Genomic DNA, 13,632 nt, shown 5'->3' on the forward strand with positions numbered 1-13,632 from the left:
CAAGCGTTTACTCATTTTCGCATTCAGCATGAAACTGAACGCCTTTATCCACACCGAAACCTACTCGGTGCAGTCGATTGGCCCCTGTTTGCTTGAGTTAGAGCGCGAGACCGGTTACGCCCATAGAGTTCTAACCTTTCACTGGGTAGATTTTCTAATCGTTCCAGGTGTAATGCGCAAATCATTGCACAGAGTAATGGAGTTGATGCTAACCGCATTAGCTCTGGACGCTGTTGTAACTGACGATTTAATTTCTCTGCTGTTTGCTCGGGACTCTGACTCAAATTTGAGAGCAGATTACTTACGAATGAATTATCCGACCGAGCTTGTGAAAATGCCGCGTGCCAACGATTCACAAACGCTTCCACATTGGCTGCCGTCATCGGCTCCAACGTCAAATTCTTAAATTTTTGGTTGCCAACCCAGTCTTCCCATTCTTCCCAAACACCCCCTTCCTCACTTTTCAGACCAGAAGGTCGAGAGGTAACAATATAGGTTGCCTGTGGAAAGTCTCGTACCAACGTTTGTAATGCTTTAAAGAAAACTTCTCGGGTTTTGCGTGGCAGCTCATCTACACCATCAATCAATACCAGTGCCTGTCCACGCTCCAAGTATTTATGCACCCAGTTATCTGGCATTTGGGCAGCAATATTTTTGGCAATCAATGCCGGAAACTGTTCAGGCGCAGGAAAGTCTTCACCGACTAGACTCCGGAGACGAATAAAAAATGGAATTTTAATATTCCAAGCTTCCAGATGTCCCTCAAACTCCATACTGGCGGCCCGTACTGCTAGCCACTGCATCAGGGTACTTTTACCTGCCCCCGCCCCACCCCGAATCACCAGTCGCCGACAGTCACCCATGGCCTTATCCACCTGGTCTAAAGTCCGCTTAAGCCCTTTCCCTGCCCAATCTCCCTCGATCTCTTGATGACTTCTTTTGAGTGCAGAAATAGTTTCATTATCGTCCTCATCCATCACCCCACTGGCTGACAGAGTAATATAAGCCATACTTAGTCTTTGCTGGCTGGTTAACCGATCCATTCGAGGTAAGCCAAATACCTCCAGACGATCTAGTTCATCCTGGACTACGCCGCGATAGCGTTCCACAAACTGATCTGCTGATTGAATCGCTAGATCCCGCGCTATCCCTAGCTGTTTAGAAATTGCTGCCAACCGCTGCAAAACTGCGGTGGTCTTTGCCTGCTCGTACCCCTCCACCGTCGATGCAGCCTCAATCAGGTGCTGACTCGCCATTCTCACTGTCTGACGGTATATCGCCTGCTCCGCTGCCGAAAAATCACGATCCACCCCTGGATTTGCTTTGAGCAGATGCTGCTCCAGTGCATCTACATCAAAATTCATCTCCGCCAGACCCGTTTGTGTCAGGCCAGCTTCTAACAGTGTCTGTGCCAACCCAAACAAAATCGAATCTCGACTCGCTATCGAAACCTGCCTATTTTGGCCTTCAACTAATGGACGAATAGCATTGGCCATTTGCTTGGCCATGGCCTCTATTTGCCCTGATGTATCCTGACTGTTTGCTGAAGGCGTTAAAACATCACGGGTCACCGTAGCTATAGTCTTAGGCTCAACAGCATTAGCCAATTTAGACTTAACGTCAAAAGCAGTTAGCAGCCCCTGAGCCAGAGCGGGACCTATGGCTTTTAGCAGCAATATGGCATTAGACATAGACAGTTAGGTGGAATTTTCAGGCAAAGTAAGGGGGATTTAGAGCGATTCTAAATTATCTTGGTGGGTTGAGGCTTTGAAATTGCGTTTAAATACAGATTTCACAATGGAATTGCAAATTGACTCAGCTGGCCGGTTAAGCGCTATTTGTAAAACAGGTGGCTTTGGTGGCGTCTGGACAAGATAATGGCGTAGCGGGTGGCGGGTTAGCTAGAGTTCCGGTGCGCTCACACCAATATCTGGCATCCTAGGCTGGACCAATCAACGTAAAGCCGGACCAATCCCGAGGATTCGGATAGTCTGCTTGCACCTGTAGCATGGCCTGACGCAGGGCTTGGGCCTTATCCAGTCCGGCGTTGAGTTGTTCATAAAAGGCGGTCATCAGATCCGCTGTGGGTGTGTCTGGAATCGCCCAAAGGGAGACAATCACATTAGGTACACCGGCAGTGATCAGCGATCGCGATAACCCTAAAACGCCATCGCTGGTAATGTCTCCCCGCCCCGTATCACAGGCACTCAGCACAACTAACTCTGCGGTTAAGTCCAAGTTGAGGATTTCTGCCGAGGTGAGTAAACCGTCTTCACCGTCGGAGGGGGTGAGTGCGATCGCACCTGGCATATCCCTCACCCCCGATTCTCTCGGGTCACCATAGTCCAACAACCCATGGGTGGCTAAGTGAATCACCCGAGCGGTTAAGGACCGCTGTTTAATCTGTTTTTCAGTGGCCTGAGCGCCCAATAGGGCTTCTGTTTTGAGCAGTGCCGCCACCGATTGGGCCTCCTCCTGCGCCCCTGGCAGAGGAGGCAAGGGGAGATCCCCATCCGCCTGCCAAATGCTGGGCATAATCGGATTACCCACCACCAACATGTCTTGAGCAGACGTCGTCGCCTGGGCTGCGGTCTGTAACTGTTGAGTCAGATCTAGCACCTGTATGGACGGTATGGTCTGCAGCGTATGTTCAGCAATTAAATACTCTCCCTCGCTAGACTTTAACGCTGGGAAAGGGACTAAAAACAAATTCCCCTGGGGCACCAAAACAACCTGCTCCATCGGATCCGTGGGCAACAGATCCTCAAGGGGCTCAATCAGCTGCTGGTACAGTTTTCGATACCCCTGCCCCGGATTGACTATGGTTTGAAAGCCAGCCTGGGTAGCAACCCAGCCCCGGTGACTATCCCCGAGCTCGCCCCGAGTGAGCGAGACCAATTGATCCAGATCGATCGCCTCATCCAGGTTAGCCTCATTGACCAACAATGACCTTAGGGTCAGGTCACCCTGGGGCGTAATCACCCAAGCATAATATTGGTCCGCCACATCCAGCTGGTCTAAGATCGTATACTCCACAATGGTAGCCTGCTGTTGTTGGGCAATTTTTCGAATCGCCTGACCATCTAAACTGTCATCCACCGTCGGCAGAGGAAGATTACTATTTTGGGTAATCAACTCAGCAAAGGCTCGGGCTCGCCCTTGTTCAGCTGCGATCAGCGCCGCTTCTCCCCGATCCTGTTTAATCAAAATGTATTGCAGAGCCTGATAGGTTTTCTGTTGTAGATCAAAAATAGCCACCTTATCGGCATCGGAGAGCTTTTGGTCCCGCAGTTGATCGAGAATCAATATCGCCTGCCGCACCAATGGTTCAGCATCGTCATACCGCTTAAACTGCCATCGCAGCTCTGCCAGGTGCTCTAAAATCAAAGCTTCTGCATAGCGGTCTCCCACCGCTTGGACCTGGGACAGCCCCCTTTGATAATAGGTTTCCGCCTGTTCTTCCTGACCTAACTGAAAGTAGATCAGACCTATATTACTCAGGTTTCGCCCAATGGCGGATTGGTTCCCCAAATCTTGAAATATCTGCAGTGACTGTTGAAACAGCTCTAGGGCCTCGTCCAGCCGCCCAAGTTTATCGTAGGTGGTGCCCAAATTGTTCAGGGCCAAGGCTTTGCCAAAGGGATCCTCAATCTCCTGCTGAATGGCCAAGGCTTGTTGGTAATAGTCAATGGCCTGATCATAATCCTTGCGACTTTGGTACACCGCACCAATATTCGCTAAGGAAAGGCTTATACTTTGGCGGTTACCCAGCTGTTGGGAGAATTCCAGAGAGCGTTTCATGTAGTCTAGGGCGCGGTCAAATTGTCCTAAAAGATCATAAATCCGGCCCAGGTTATTTAGGACGGCGCTGATCCCCTCCTGATCGTTGATGGCTGTTTTCAACGCCAGGGCCTGCTCTAGTAAGGTGAGGGCCTGGGGCAATTGTCCCACATCCGTCAGCACCAGTCCTATGTGCCCCAGGAGAGAGGCTTCAGCATCCACATCCTGTTGATTCTGAGCTATGGCCAATGCCCTTTCATAGGTGGCTAAGGCAGACGGATAGTTACTCTGGCTATAGAAAAAACTCCCCATATTGTTCAAGACCCTGACCGCATCCCCCTCACGGTTGAGCTGCTGATAAATCCCAAGGGACTCTTCGTAGGCGGGTAAAATCGGGTCTGTGCGGCCAACAATCAAGTAGACCCGAGCCAAAATATTTAAGGTGGCGGCAATGCTGGGTGGATGCGGCGTTTGTCGGTATAGCTTCAGGGCTGTTTCCAATTGGGTGACTGCAGTGGTGTAATCATTTTGCAAAAATGCGGTTTCACCCTCAATCTGATGGGAAAGCGCCTGTTGCTGAAGGTCATAGGCGGCTGCAGACAAGTGACTAATCTTCAATTCATAGGCCCCCCGTCCGGCAGCATCCTGGGCATTGGCGTAGACCGTATAGGTGCCTGCTTGGGGTAAGCGGCTCAAAATTTGGGCATGGCGAGAAAAAGGGCTGACGTCGTCATTTTCAGCCACTGGCTCGCCATCTGGACTTAACAAAATCAGATAGCTATCAAAGTTGACACTGGCCAGGGACAGTAAAACTGTTTGCCCCTCTTTACCTTCAAAGGTATAGGCGTCGTAGCGGCTATTGTCGCTGGCAAACTGAGCATCGGTGTCCGTCAGTGCGCCAGAGAGGTGGAGGATCGTATCCTGGGCAGAGGCGGACAACGTCGTGGATAAAACGGTGACCATGGTCAGGATGGCCAACAAGCTCAATCCTATCCAACGGCGGAGACTGAGACGCCGCAAACGATGCATAGTGCCCATGGGGGATGAATCACTCCTTGGTCAGGATACGGGGTAAAAATTGGGCCGCTCAGGAGTTGTTAATGATTAACTGCATGAATTCCCTGGCTTCCCCCTTTATTTACAGGGGGGATGGAGGAGGATCGGCAAAACCAATGAATGTTAAGGAGTCCCCCATCCCCCTGGCAAAGGGGGGCATACCAAAGCCATTGGGGGATTGATTAACAGCACCTAGCGAAAGACTTTGGTAATTTCCGCATTCATCAGGGCCACGTCGGGATCGGCCTGAATTGCCTCAAAATACTTGGCAGCCAGGGGGGTGACGGCATATTCATCCGGCTTCATCATTAGCCGTCCTTTTTCCAACAAAATAGCTGCTGTTTCCTCAGGGTTTTCTGAGGGCTCTTTTGCACTTGTAAACTCATCGATTTGCACAATAAATTTAGAAATGGGACGGAGCCAGCCAAAGGCATCGTCACTGATGACGAGTTGAAAGAATTCACCCTTATTTTTGATCGGACCATTGGCTTGCTCGTAGCGGACGCGCTCTGACTCTAAAAGCAGCTTGTGGAGTTTGAGCAGGTTGTTCCGAAATAGTTGAAGGCGTTGTTGATTCGTTTCACGGGAAGAGGCGGTCATAGGTCGGCAATATCAGCAATGTCGGCATAGTTGTATACACCTTATCGCGTATCCCTGGCAAAATCGTTGGCTGGGGAGACGCTTTTGCCAGGGATACGGCGGGTTTACTTGGGTATGTTGGCCAGGGATGGCCTCAGCCAATGTGTGGAATCTGAGATAACTGGGTGCATGGGCCGTGCATTCTTGACAACAGACGCTAGAATCATCCCTAGCGTTCTAGGTCGGTGTCATGTTTACTCGTCCCCCTCGGGTTGCTAACCGCAGCCGCAATCGTCAGGCAGGCCAGCAGCAGAAGGATAAGCTGGGGAATCCACCCTCCCGGCCACCAGGGCTAGGGCAGATTGGGTCCATGCTGTCCATGGTCGTCCTGGGGGGTGGCTTGGTGGTGGCAGCGGTGACGGGCTACGGCATGTGGCGCACCGGGGAGCAGTTTATGGATGGGGTGAAACTGATGTTCACGCCAAAACCGCCGGAGGATAAGGTGGACGTGCGCACCTTGGTGGTGGAGCAGGTGAAGGGAGCCAGTGAGCTGACCACGGCCATTTTTTCGATGCAGACGGTGGTACCCACGGAGAGCAACCGCAAGGTGGGTAACTATGTGATTGGTCAGACGAATTTACTGTATATGGCCCATGGAGAAGTGCGGGCGGGTATCGACCTCGGTGCCATCAGTGAAGAGAATATTGAGGTGATTGAGAATGGGGACGATCTGCCGCCTAGCTTGGTGGTCAACCTGCCTGCGCCCAAAATATTGGACAGCAAGCTAGATGTGGCCCGTTCGGAAGTGTATGACTATGACCGGGGCTTTTTGCAACTGGGGCCAGACCGGGCCCCGGAATTGCAAACCCTGGCTCAGCAGGAAGCCCTCAAGCGGATTCGCCAGGGAGCCTGTGATGAGGGGATTTTAACCATGGCTAGCGAACGGGCTGAGGTAACCATGCGGCAGCTGCTGACACCCTTGGGCTATGAAAATTTGACGGTGCAGGTGGCGGCACCGGTAGGCTGCTCTTAAGGGAGTTTTGGGTTTTGAGCGCTTGGTTTTGAGGTACAAGGGTATCAATGCCAAGTTTAGGAACCATTTAATCATTACCCCATGCTAGAGCTATACCAGTTTGAAGCGTCCCACTACTGTGAAAAGGTCCGGCTGATTTTGGATTATAAACAGCTGCCCTATAAAGCGGTGGAGGTCACGCCTGGGATGGGACAGGTGGAGCTGTATCGGCTGTCGGGCCAGCGCCAGGTGCCGGTGCTGAAGGATGGGGAGACGGTGGTGGCGGATTCCACTGCGATCGCAACCTACCTAGACGCCACCTATCCTGCCCGCCCCATCCTGCCCGCCGATGCAGCCATGCGCGGTCTGTGCCTCATGCTCGAAGACTGGGCCGACGAGTCCATTGGTCCCAACGCCCGCAAAGTGATGATCGGGGCCTTTAGCCAGCACCCCAGCTTTCGTACCGCCCTGTTACCCGCCTCCACCCCCGAGGTGATCAAGGGTCTGGTCAGCGCCGTTCCGGGAGATTTCCTCAACCTGCTCGGCACGGGCATCGGCTTTGGTCCCGATGACATTAAGGCCGCCACCCTCAGTTTGCACCAGGCCCTCTCCTCCATCTGTGCCATCCTGGCGGTGCATCCCTACCTGGTCAACGGTGAGCCCACCCTGGCAGACTTTGCCGTGGCGGGGATTTCCATGTACCTCAAGTTCCCCGCCCAGCGCTACGTCGACCTCCCCTCGGGCCTAGGGGAAAAGGGCGTCCCCGGTCTGGCGGATGCCCCGGAATATGAGCGCTTCTGGGCTTGGCGCGACCAGCTCTATGCGGACTATCGCATAGAGCGTTCCATCCCCCCTAAGGATGCTGGCAGCGGCCCCGTGAGAATCGGTATTGATTAATTCGCGGCCCCGCAGTAGTTACCCTCAAAAATTAGCGTTAACTAATGGGCGGCCCGCAGTGGTCACCCTCAAAAATTAGCGTTAACTAATGGGCGGCCCGCAGTGGTCACCCTCAAAAATTAGCGTTAACTAATGGGCGGCCCGCAGTGGTTACCCTCAAAAATCGTTATTGATTAATTGGCGGCCCGCAGTGGTTACCCTCAAAAATCGACGTTAACTAATTGGCGGCCCCGCAGTGACTGCAATAGGGTAAAAACTTATAGGTCAGCTGATGACAATGCCCACATTCCCGATGCTGCTGGTAACCACAGTGGGGGCAATGGTCATCATGGGCCTTAATCTTCTTGGCACATTTAATACAGCGAGACTTTTGCACCCGACTCGCCGCCTGTAGCTTCGGATTAAACATAAACCGTTGGGCAAATTTAATGATGCCAAAGCCCACCAACGGAATCAGCACAATATAAATGTAGCTGACCAAAAACAACAGGCGGCCAAAGAGGGCAGTAACCAGGTCAAAAACAAGACTAAAGATCACCCCCGCCTGTAAAAACTCAAATACCTTGAGGATCAACGGGATAAAAAAGATCACCAGCAGATGCCAGCTAATCAAGGCAATTAAGCCATGGCGCTGACGCTGGGCGACGGTGTAAACGCCAAAGGCAATCAGAATTAGCGGTACCAAGAAAATCCCCTGGAATGCCAGCTGCTTACTGGGATACCAAAATGTGGCCCGGTTATATTCATGCTTCACCGTTTGGAACTGGCCATCCTGCTGGAGCAACGCTAAAAACGCCGCACTTTCCGGCTTTGCCAGGAGAGCCTGCTTTAAAGCTAAGATTTCAGCTTTTAGGGTCTTAATTTTGGCATCATTCTCCGCTAGGGCGGTCTTCACCCCCGCCGCACCAACCTGGTTGATCGACTGGTCCCGAGGCTGCCCAGCAATCTCCTCTAGCAAGGTGGAATCATATTCTTGGCGCAGGGTGGAATTTTTGTTTTCTAGGGTTGCGATCGCATCTTCCTTCTTCACCATTCCCTGCAACAGATTGGCCGTATCGGTCCCACGAATGGCATCCTTCACCTGCCCATATTGCAAGCAAACCGGACTCACCTGCCCTAAATGATCGATGCCCTGTTGCCGAAACTGTTGCTGAAAACCATCAATATTGGGGTCAGGATTGAGGCTAGCCGCCAGCCGAACAATCCCCAAGTCCCGCTCAAAGGCCTTATTCTCATCGGTCTGGCTACGATAGTCACTCCACTCGCTATAGCAAGGATAGGCATTTGCAGGAGCCAGGGGCCACTGGGCAATATCATTTAAGCCCATAAACACATTGGACAGGATAACAATATCGATCAGAACAATCACCACCAAACTGACCCGATTCAGGGGCTCATTATTGATGGTCCGAGTTCGATGTAAAAAACGTCGCAGAAAACGAAACAGTTTAGTCAACATGGCATCAAGGGGCAATTGCATCCCCATGGAGAGTCTTGGATTTTCCCATTGTGCCCGAGGGTATTTTGCATCCCCCATGAGTGACTTGCAGTGACCAGAACCTATCGTAGTGGGTACGTCGTGGAGCGAAGTTAGCCGAAGTACCCCGAAGTAATCAATATAAAAGCATAAAAAAATGGCTGATCACCGATGGAGCGATCAGCCACTTTGGCTCGAATTTTAGGCAGGGTTTAGCCAGACTCACCAGAAAGCTAGGGTGAGCAACCAGCTGCTCCAGGGGATAGCACCCTAGTAATTGGCAATGGGGCTTCCTTTCCGCTCGGCCATTTCCGCCAATAGCCCCCTAGCAATAGCGTATAGTTCCTTCGGTACACGGGGAGCACGAGGGGCAGACATAATACCCCGTGCCACCAATTCCTCAGCAGAGTAATTAGGAATGTCTCTAAGGGCAGGCAGCCCACCGGGGGCATCGGCCAGCAGATTTGGCTTTAGGCCAGGGGCATCACCGCCAAACCTAGATTTATCACTGCCACAGGCAGTGCCAAATAGGGAAAACGAACGGGAGAAACCAACGGAGTTCCGCCCAATCTGGGTGTCATACCCCCGGAGATAGGGCACAAACATCGTGCCAAAGGTTTGGAGATATTCATCACTATCTAAATAGGAATCAATCTCGGCCTCAAACCCACCCGCTGCAATAATTTGGATATGCTCAGAAATCTCAGCATAGCTTTCAGGGGGCCGACCCAGCAGATGCTTAAAATTCAGCTCAATGGCCGTAACATTGGGATGCTTTTCCCAGAACAGGGATCTGTAGTGATCAGACTTAGCGAGTTGGCGAATAAACTCAAGCACCGTGATATCCCCACTCCGCACCTGGGATTCGGCCTTCACACAGCGCTCACTTTCCATCAGGTGGGCGTTACCAAACACCTGCTTATAGGCGGCGGCAATGACGAGATCGCCATTCTCCACCGACAAAGCATTCCCAATTGCTTCTGTTGCCGCCAGACCGGCATAGGCAGCCCGATACTTGGTCGCTATAGCTTTAATCTTGATTTCAGCTTCGGTCCAAGCCTGTTCTTGGTCTTTATCCCCAGCGACAGAGGTTGTCGCGGGGGACTGAACGGGGGCAGGAGCAGCTACAGCGTTGGGCTCACTGACATCTTTCGTTTGAGTGGGTACAGTTTGACTCAGCCCTGGCAACTTGAGACTCTTAGATTTTTCTAAGATGCCAGATAACCCTTTAAGCATTTTTAAAGCCCCAAGAAAAGACAATTTTTAATAGCTGTACGATCCTAAGTAACCGAACTGGGTTCGATGTCGTCAAGACTGTGTTTTTTGCCCTACTTACCCCATGGACAAATGCATGGACAAATGCGTTTGAAACCCAAACAGGACATAGGATACAGAGAAAATTCTATCAGTGCCTATGCGTCCCGTCAATGAACCTAGAATGGGATACATTTAGCCTTACCTATGCCTGAGGCCGGGGCCGGGGTCTATTACCTGAAACCCCTGCTTCCAAAAGCTTTCATCAGGCTTTAGCAGAAACAGTTTATCCGCAAGCAAATCCAATTTCAACCCACGGACAGAGAGCTAGACCCTTGAGTTTTTATATTCGAAAGATTAAAAACGTTACAAAACTTAAAAAATATGACTTCCATAGGATTTTCTAGGTTTAAAAGGTACTTCCTTTGGTTAGTTCTGGGTCTAGGGTTGACGCTGGTTGGCTGTCAGCCCCGTTCAGCTGTTTCGCAACCAGGGGTGAACGGGGTAGTAGTGAACGTGGCTGAGCTGGCCCAGCCCCTGGTCCCCCTCAGCCAGCCAGGGCATTGGGCCGAGGTCAATCATCTGATCAGCTATGGCAATCGGCTGTGGTTTGCCAACAGCGTGTTTTTTAATAACCACAACTCCGCCGATATTTACAGCTATGGGCCGGTTACCGGGGATACCCGGCTGGAACAGCATCTCTTTAGTCAAGGGGCCGGACACCCCGTGGTGGCGGATGGTTTGCTGTACTGGCCGTTTGAAGACCCCCGCTTTTCAGCGGACTTAGGGGAATATATGGTCACCAATGGGGACCAGTGGCAATGGCATATTCTGCCTCAGGGGGAAGCGTTTCATGTCCATGCCATGGCCAGCCATGGGGATGCTCTGTGGGCATCGACGGGGGCCTGGAGCGGTGGAGTGCAGCGCTCATCGGATGGGGGCAAAACCTGGGGGCTGGTCTATGGGTATCCCACCCCCGCCCGTCGGGTGAGTCGGGTGACTAACTTGGTATCCTCCGGCGATCAGCTATTTGCTGAGGTGATGGCGGTCCATGAACAGGGCAGTAAGGTTTTACGGTGGGACAAGGCCCTGGCCCAAGCTGCTGATTTTAAACCCGTCAACAGTTGGCCCAATGGCAAACGGGTAAAGGCACTCACGGCGTTTCAGGGCCATGTCTATGGCGTCAACCAAAATCCTGATGACAGCTATGGGGTATGGCGCACCGATGGGGAGCACACAGCCCCGGTGATGGCCCTCGATGGCTATCGGATTAGTGCCTTTGCCGCTACGGACCAGGTGCTGTGGGCGATTAGTTCTACCCCAGGGGCGGGCTATCTGTGGCGCAGTGAAGACGGGCTGACCTGGGCAGCGGTGCAGCAATTTACCACCCTGCGACCGTTGGATGTGGCCGTGCATGGGGGGCAGGTCTATGTGGGGGGCCAGGGGGACGATGGCCAAGGGGTATTGTGGGGACCCTCACCGACCGGGGGCGCTGGAGCCCCGGTGGCAGCTAGCGATGGGCAGCGGGCCGATGGGGAACAGGCCCTGGTGGCAATGCCGCAGCCGATGGTGGCATCGGAAGACCCGGCCCAACCTATAGCCAGCCTATTGGCCCAGGTGGAAACAGTATTGAGTGACCCGACCACCTACACCGGAGGGAATGCCCAAGCGGTTTTGGCAACGGCCTTAATGCCCCTGGGTCTGACCCATGACCCAGCGGTAGGTCACCAGCTGGCCCAATACCTCCAAACACCCCTGCCGGTCGAATCGGCCCAGGTGTTTGAAAATAAGGTTTCGGTCTTGGCCACCGATGTCACCCAGTGGTATTTGCTCTGGGCCATGGGCCTAAATGGCCATGGCCAGGTGCCCCTGGATTTATTGCAAGCGCCCTGGACTGAACCGGCCAATGACCGGGAGAAATATTGGCATCCAGCCCCGGCGGCGGCCTGGGTCGCTGGGCAGTTGGGGCGACAAAATGAGACGCTAGATCGGGCCGTGATCGGGGCGATGGTGGAACGGTTGACCACCCAGGACGATCCTCTGTGGTTAGTGGGGGATTTTGTCGGTGCGTTGCATAGTTTGACCGGGCAGCAGTTTGGCTACGATGTTGTTGCTTGGCAAGAGTGGTGGGAAGACCCCAATGGGGCAAGCGCATCGTGAATCTCTTTGTTACCCTGGGAGAGCTTGATCAGAGGCGTGGTTAATGGGTGGGTTTAGGCAAGGCGGCAGAGGTGGAAAATGGGTCGATGAATGGACCCAGAAATGGACCCGTAAATGGACCAACTGGCTCGGTATCTTGATCGGGTTAGGGTTCCTGGTATTGGGTCTGACCAGTTGTACCCTTCCTCAGGTGAGTGCGGAGGAACGGCTGTTTTTGGATCTGTCCGTGGAGGCGGTGGATCATTGGGTGCTGCCTATGGATGAATTTGAAGGGACTCGGGTGGGTGGTTTATCTGCGATCGCATATGACCGCAACCGCAGCCGCTTCTACGCCCTCTCCGACGATCGCCAACGCCCCCGGTTTTACACCCTGAACCTGGACCTGAGCCCTACGGGCATCAACAACATTACGGTGGAGGCGGTGACCGAGCTAACGGACCGCGACGGTAACTCCATGGCTCCCCTGGATGGAGAAGGCCTGGTACTCACCCCCAGCAACAGTCTGATTGTCTCCAGCGAAGGCTCCCCCCGCCAGCAAGTCCCCCCTCGGCTGCAGGAGTTTGAGCTAGAGACGGGACGGCTCAAAACCGATTTTCGGGTACCGGATCGGTATTTGTTGGCCCAGGCCACAGGTGACCCGGCCACAGGTGACCCGGCCCCAGCCGGACAAACCCAGGGCATCCAAGAAAACATCGGCTTCGAAGCCCTAACCATCAGCGCCCCCGGCGGCTCCTATGAACCCTTTCGGCTGTTTGCCGCCACCGAAGGACCGCTATACCAGGATCTAGACCTTGACCCCGAAATACCTTTTAAAAACCGCTGGCTCCATTATTTAATCGACCCCAACCAGACTGTTCTGATTTCAGAGCATTTTTACGCCATGGATGCCGCTCCCCTCGGAGCCTTGGTCAATGGTCTCTCGGAAATTTTATCCATCGATGGGGGGGGACATTTTCTCGCCCTGGAGCGGGCCTTTGGGCTACAGGGGATGGCCATTAAGCTGTATCAGCTAGCCATGGGTGTGGCGAGTGATGTGGGTGCGATCGCAACCCTCCAAGGCGACACCAGCGGCATCACCCCCATTCGTAAACAGCTCGTCGCCGACCTCACCCCCCTAGCCCCCGACAACCTGGAAGCCATGACCCTAGGCCCCAGACTGGGGGACGGCAGCCAGAGCCTGATTCTGGTCAGTGATAATAACTTTGACCAGCGCCAAGAAACCCAGGTTTGGCTATTTAAACTGAAGGGTCTATAAATTCACCGCAAAATGCCCCAAAAAATGCCCCAAATTTTGGTGCAACCTGCCCCGCAAATTGCAGCAAAATTTGGGAAATAATTTTTCTTTTCTAGAAGAATTAAAAACACAATTGGCTTCGTTGTTTCATCCCAGAAAGATATTGCCCAAGCCTATTCCCCT

Annotated in this window: 9 protein-coding genes; 4 read left to right on the plus strand and 5 right to left on the minus strand. The window is 52.9% G+C overall.

The features are described 5' to 3' along the window. Positions 1 to 44 precede the first annotated feature (44 nt). The 3 genes from VB741_RS02465 to VB741_RS02475 form a co-directional block, all read right to left on the minus strand. The gene (locus VB741_RS02465) at positions 45 to 1,691 is read right to left on the minus strand and encodes an NACHT domain-containing protein (protein ID WP_323363556.1); all 1,647 of its coding nucleotides are present in this window, start codon (positions 1,689 to 1,691) and stop codon (positions 45 to 47) included. A gap of 247 nt (positions 1,692 to 1,938) precedes the next feature. Next, positions 1,939 to 4,818 (minus strand): CHAT domain-containing protein, encoded by a 2,880-nt coding sequence (locus VB741_RS02470; protein WP_323363557.1) that lies wholly within the window; start codon positions 4,816 to 4,818, stop codon positions 1,939 to 1,941. Between the two features lie 210 nt (positions 4,819 to 5,028). Beyond that, a complete protein-coding gene (locus VB741_RS02475) occupies positions 5,029 to 5,436 on the minus strand; it encodes a hypothetical protein (protein WP_323363558.1) in 408 nt (135 codons plus the stop codon). A gap of 229 nt (positions 5,437 to 5,665) precedes the next feature. On the opposite strand from VB741_RS02475, the gene VB741_RS02480 reads away from it, so the two are divergent. Beyond that, on the plus strand, positions 5,666 to 6,448 hold the full coding sequence (locus VB741_RS02480) for a DUF4230 domain-containing protein (protein ID WP_323363559.1): 783 nt from the start codon (positions 5,666 to 5,668) through the stop codon (positions 6,446 to 6,448). An 81-nt stretch (positions 6,449 to 6,529) separates the two neighbouring features. Further along, the gene (locus VB741_RS02485; RefSeq protein WP_323363560.1) at positions 6,530 to 7,324 is read left to right on the plus strand and encodes a glutathione S-transferase family protein; all 795 of its coding nucleotides are present in this window, start codon (positions 6,530 to 6,532) and stop codon (positions 7,322 to 7,324) included. A gap of 217 nt (positions 7,325 to 7,541) precedes the next feature. Here VB741_RS02485 and VB741_RS02490 read toward each other — a convergent pair whose 3' ends face one another. Both VB741_RS02490 and VB741_RS02495 read right to left on the minus strand, forming a co-directional pair. Next, complete coding sequence (locus VB741_RS02490) at positions 7,542 to 8,783, minus strand: hypothetical protein (RefSeq protein ID WP_323363561.1); 1,242 nt, start codon at positions 8,781 to 8,783, stop codon at positions 7,542 to 7,544. 288 nt (positions 8,784 to 9,071) lie between these two features. Then, on the minus strand, positions 9,072 to 10,037 hold the full coding sequence (locus VB741_RS02495) for a phycobilisome rod-core linker polypeptide (protein ID WP_323363562.1): 966 nt from the start codon (positions 10,035 to 10,037) through the stop codon (positions 9,072 to 9,074). 534 nt (positions 10,038 to 10,571) lie between these two features. On the opposite strand from VB741_RS02495, the gene VB741_RS02500 reads away from it, so the two are divergent. Then, positions 10,572 to 12,215: a hypothetical protein gene (locus tag VB741_RS02500; protein WP_323363563.1), complete on the plus strand. Its 1,644-nt coding sequence runs from the start codon at positions 10,572 to 10,574 to the stop codon at positions 12,213 to 12,215. 43 nt (positions 12,216 to 12,258) lie between these two features. Further along, the gene (locus VB741_RS02505) at positions 12,259 to 13,470 is read left to right on the plus strand and encodes an esterase-like activity of phytase family protein (protein WP_323363564.1); all 1,212 of its coding nucleotides are present in this window, start codon (positions 12,259 to 12,261) and stop codon (positions 13,468 to 13,470) included. The last annotated feature ends 162 nt before the right edge of the window (positions 13,471 to 13,632 follow it).

The organism is Leptothoe sp. PORK10 BA2, from assembly GCF_034932105.1.
Taxonomy (GTDB): domain Bacteria; phylum Cyanobacteriota; class Cyanobacteriia; order Phormidesmidales; family Phormidesmidaceae; genus Leptothoe.

Bases quoted from the DNA above. Each gene is read 5' to 3' on its own strand.
- VB741_RS02495 (WP_323363562.1), bottom strand. From the start codon at position 10,037: ATGCTTAAAGGGTTATCTGGCATCTTAGAAAAATCTAAGAGTCTCAAG.
- VB741_RS02505 (WP_323363564.1), top strand. From the start codon at position 12,259: ATGGGTGGGTTTAGGCAAGGCGGCAGAGGTGGAAAATGGGTCGATGAA.
- VB741_RS02480 (WP_323363559.1), top strand. From the start codon at position 5,666: ATGTTTACTCGTCCCCCTCGGGTTGCTAACCGCAGCCGCAATCGTCAG.
- VB741_RS02470 (WP_323363557.1), bottom strand. From the start codon at position 4,818: ATGGGCACTATGCATCGTTTGCGGCGTCTCAGTCTCCGCCGTTGGATA.
- VB741_RS02490 (WP_323363561.1), bottom strand. From the start codon at position 8,783: ATGTTGACTAAACTGTTTCGTTTTCTGCGACGTTTTTTACATCGAACT.
- VB741_RS02475 (WP_323363558.1), bottom strand. From the start codon at position 5,436: ATGACCGCCTCTTCCCGTGAAACGAATCAACAACGCCTTCAACTATTT.
- VB741_RS02485 (WP_323363560.1), top strand. From the start codon at position 6,530: ATGCTAGAGCTATACCAGTTTGAAGCGTCCCACTACTGTGAAAAGGTC.
- VB741_RS02465 (WP_323363556.1), bottom strand. From the start codon at position 1,691: ATGTCTAATGCCATATTGCTGCTAAAAGCCATAGGTCCCGCTCTGGCT.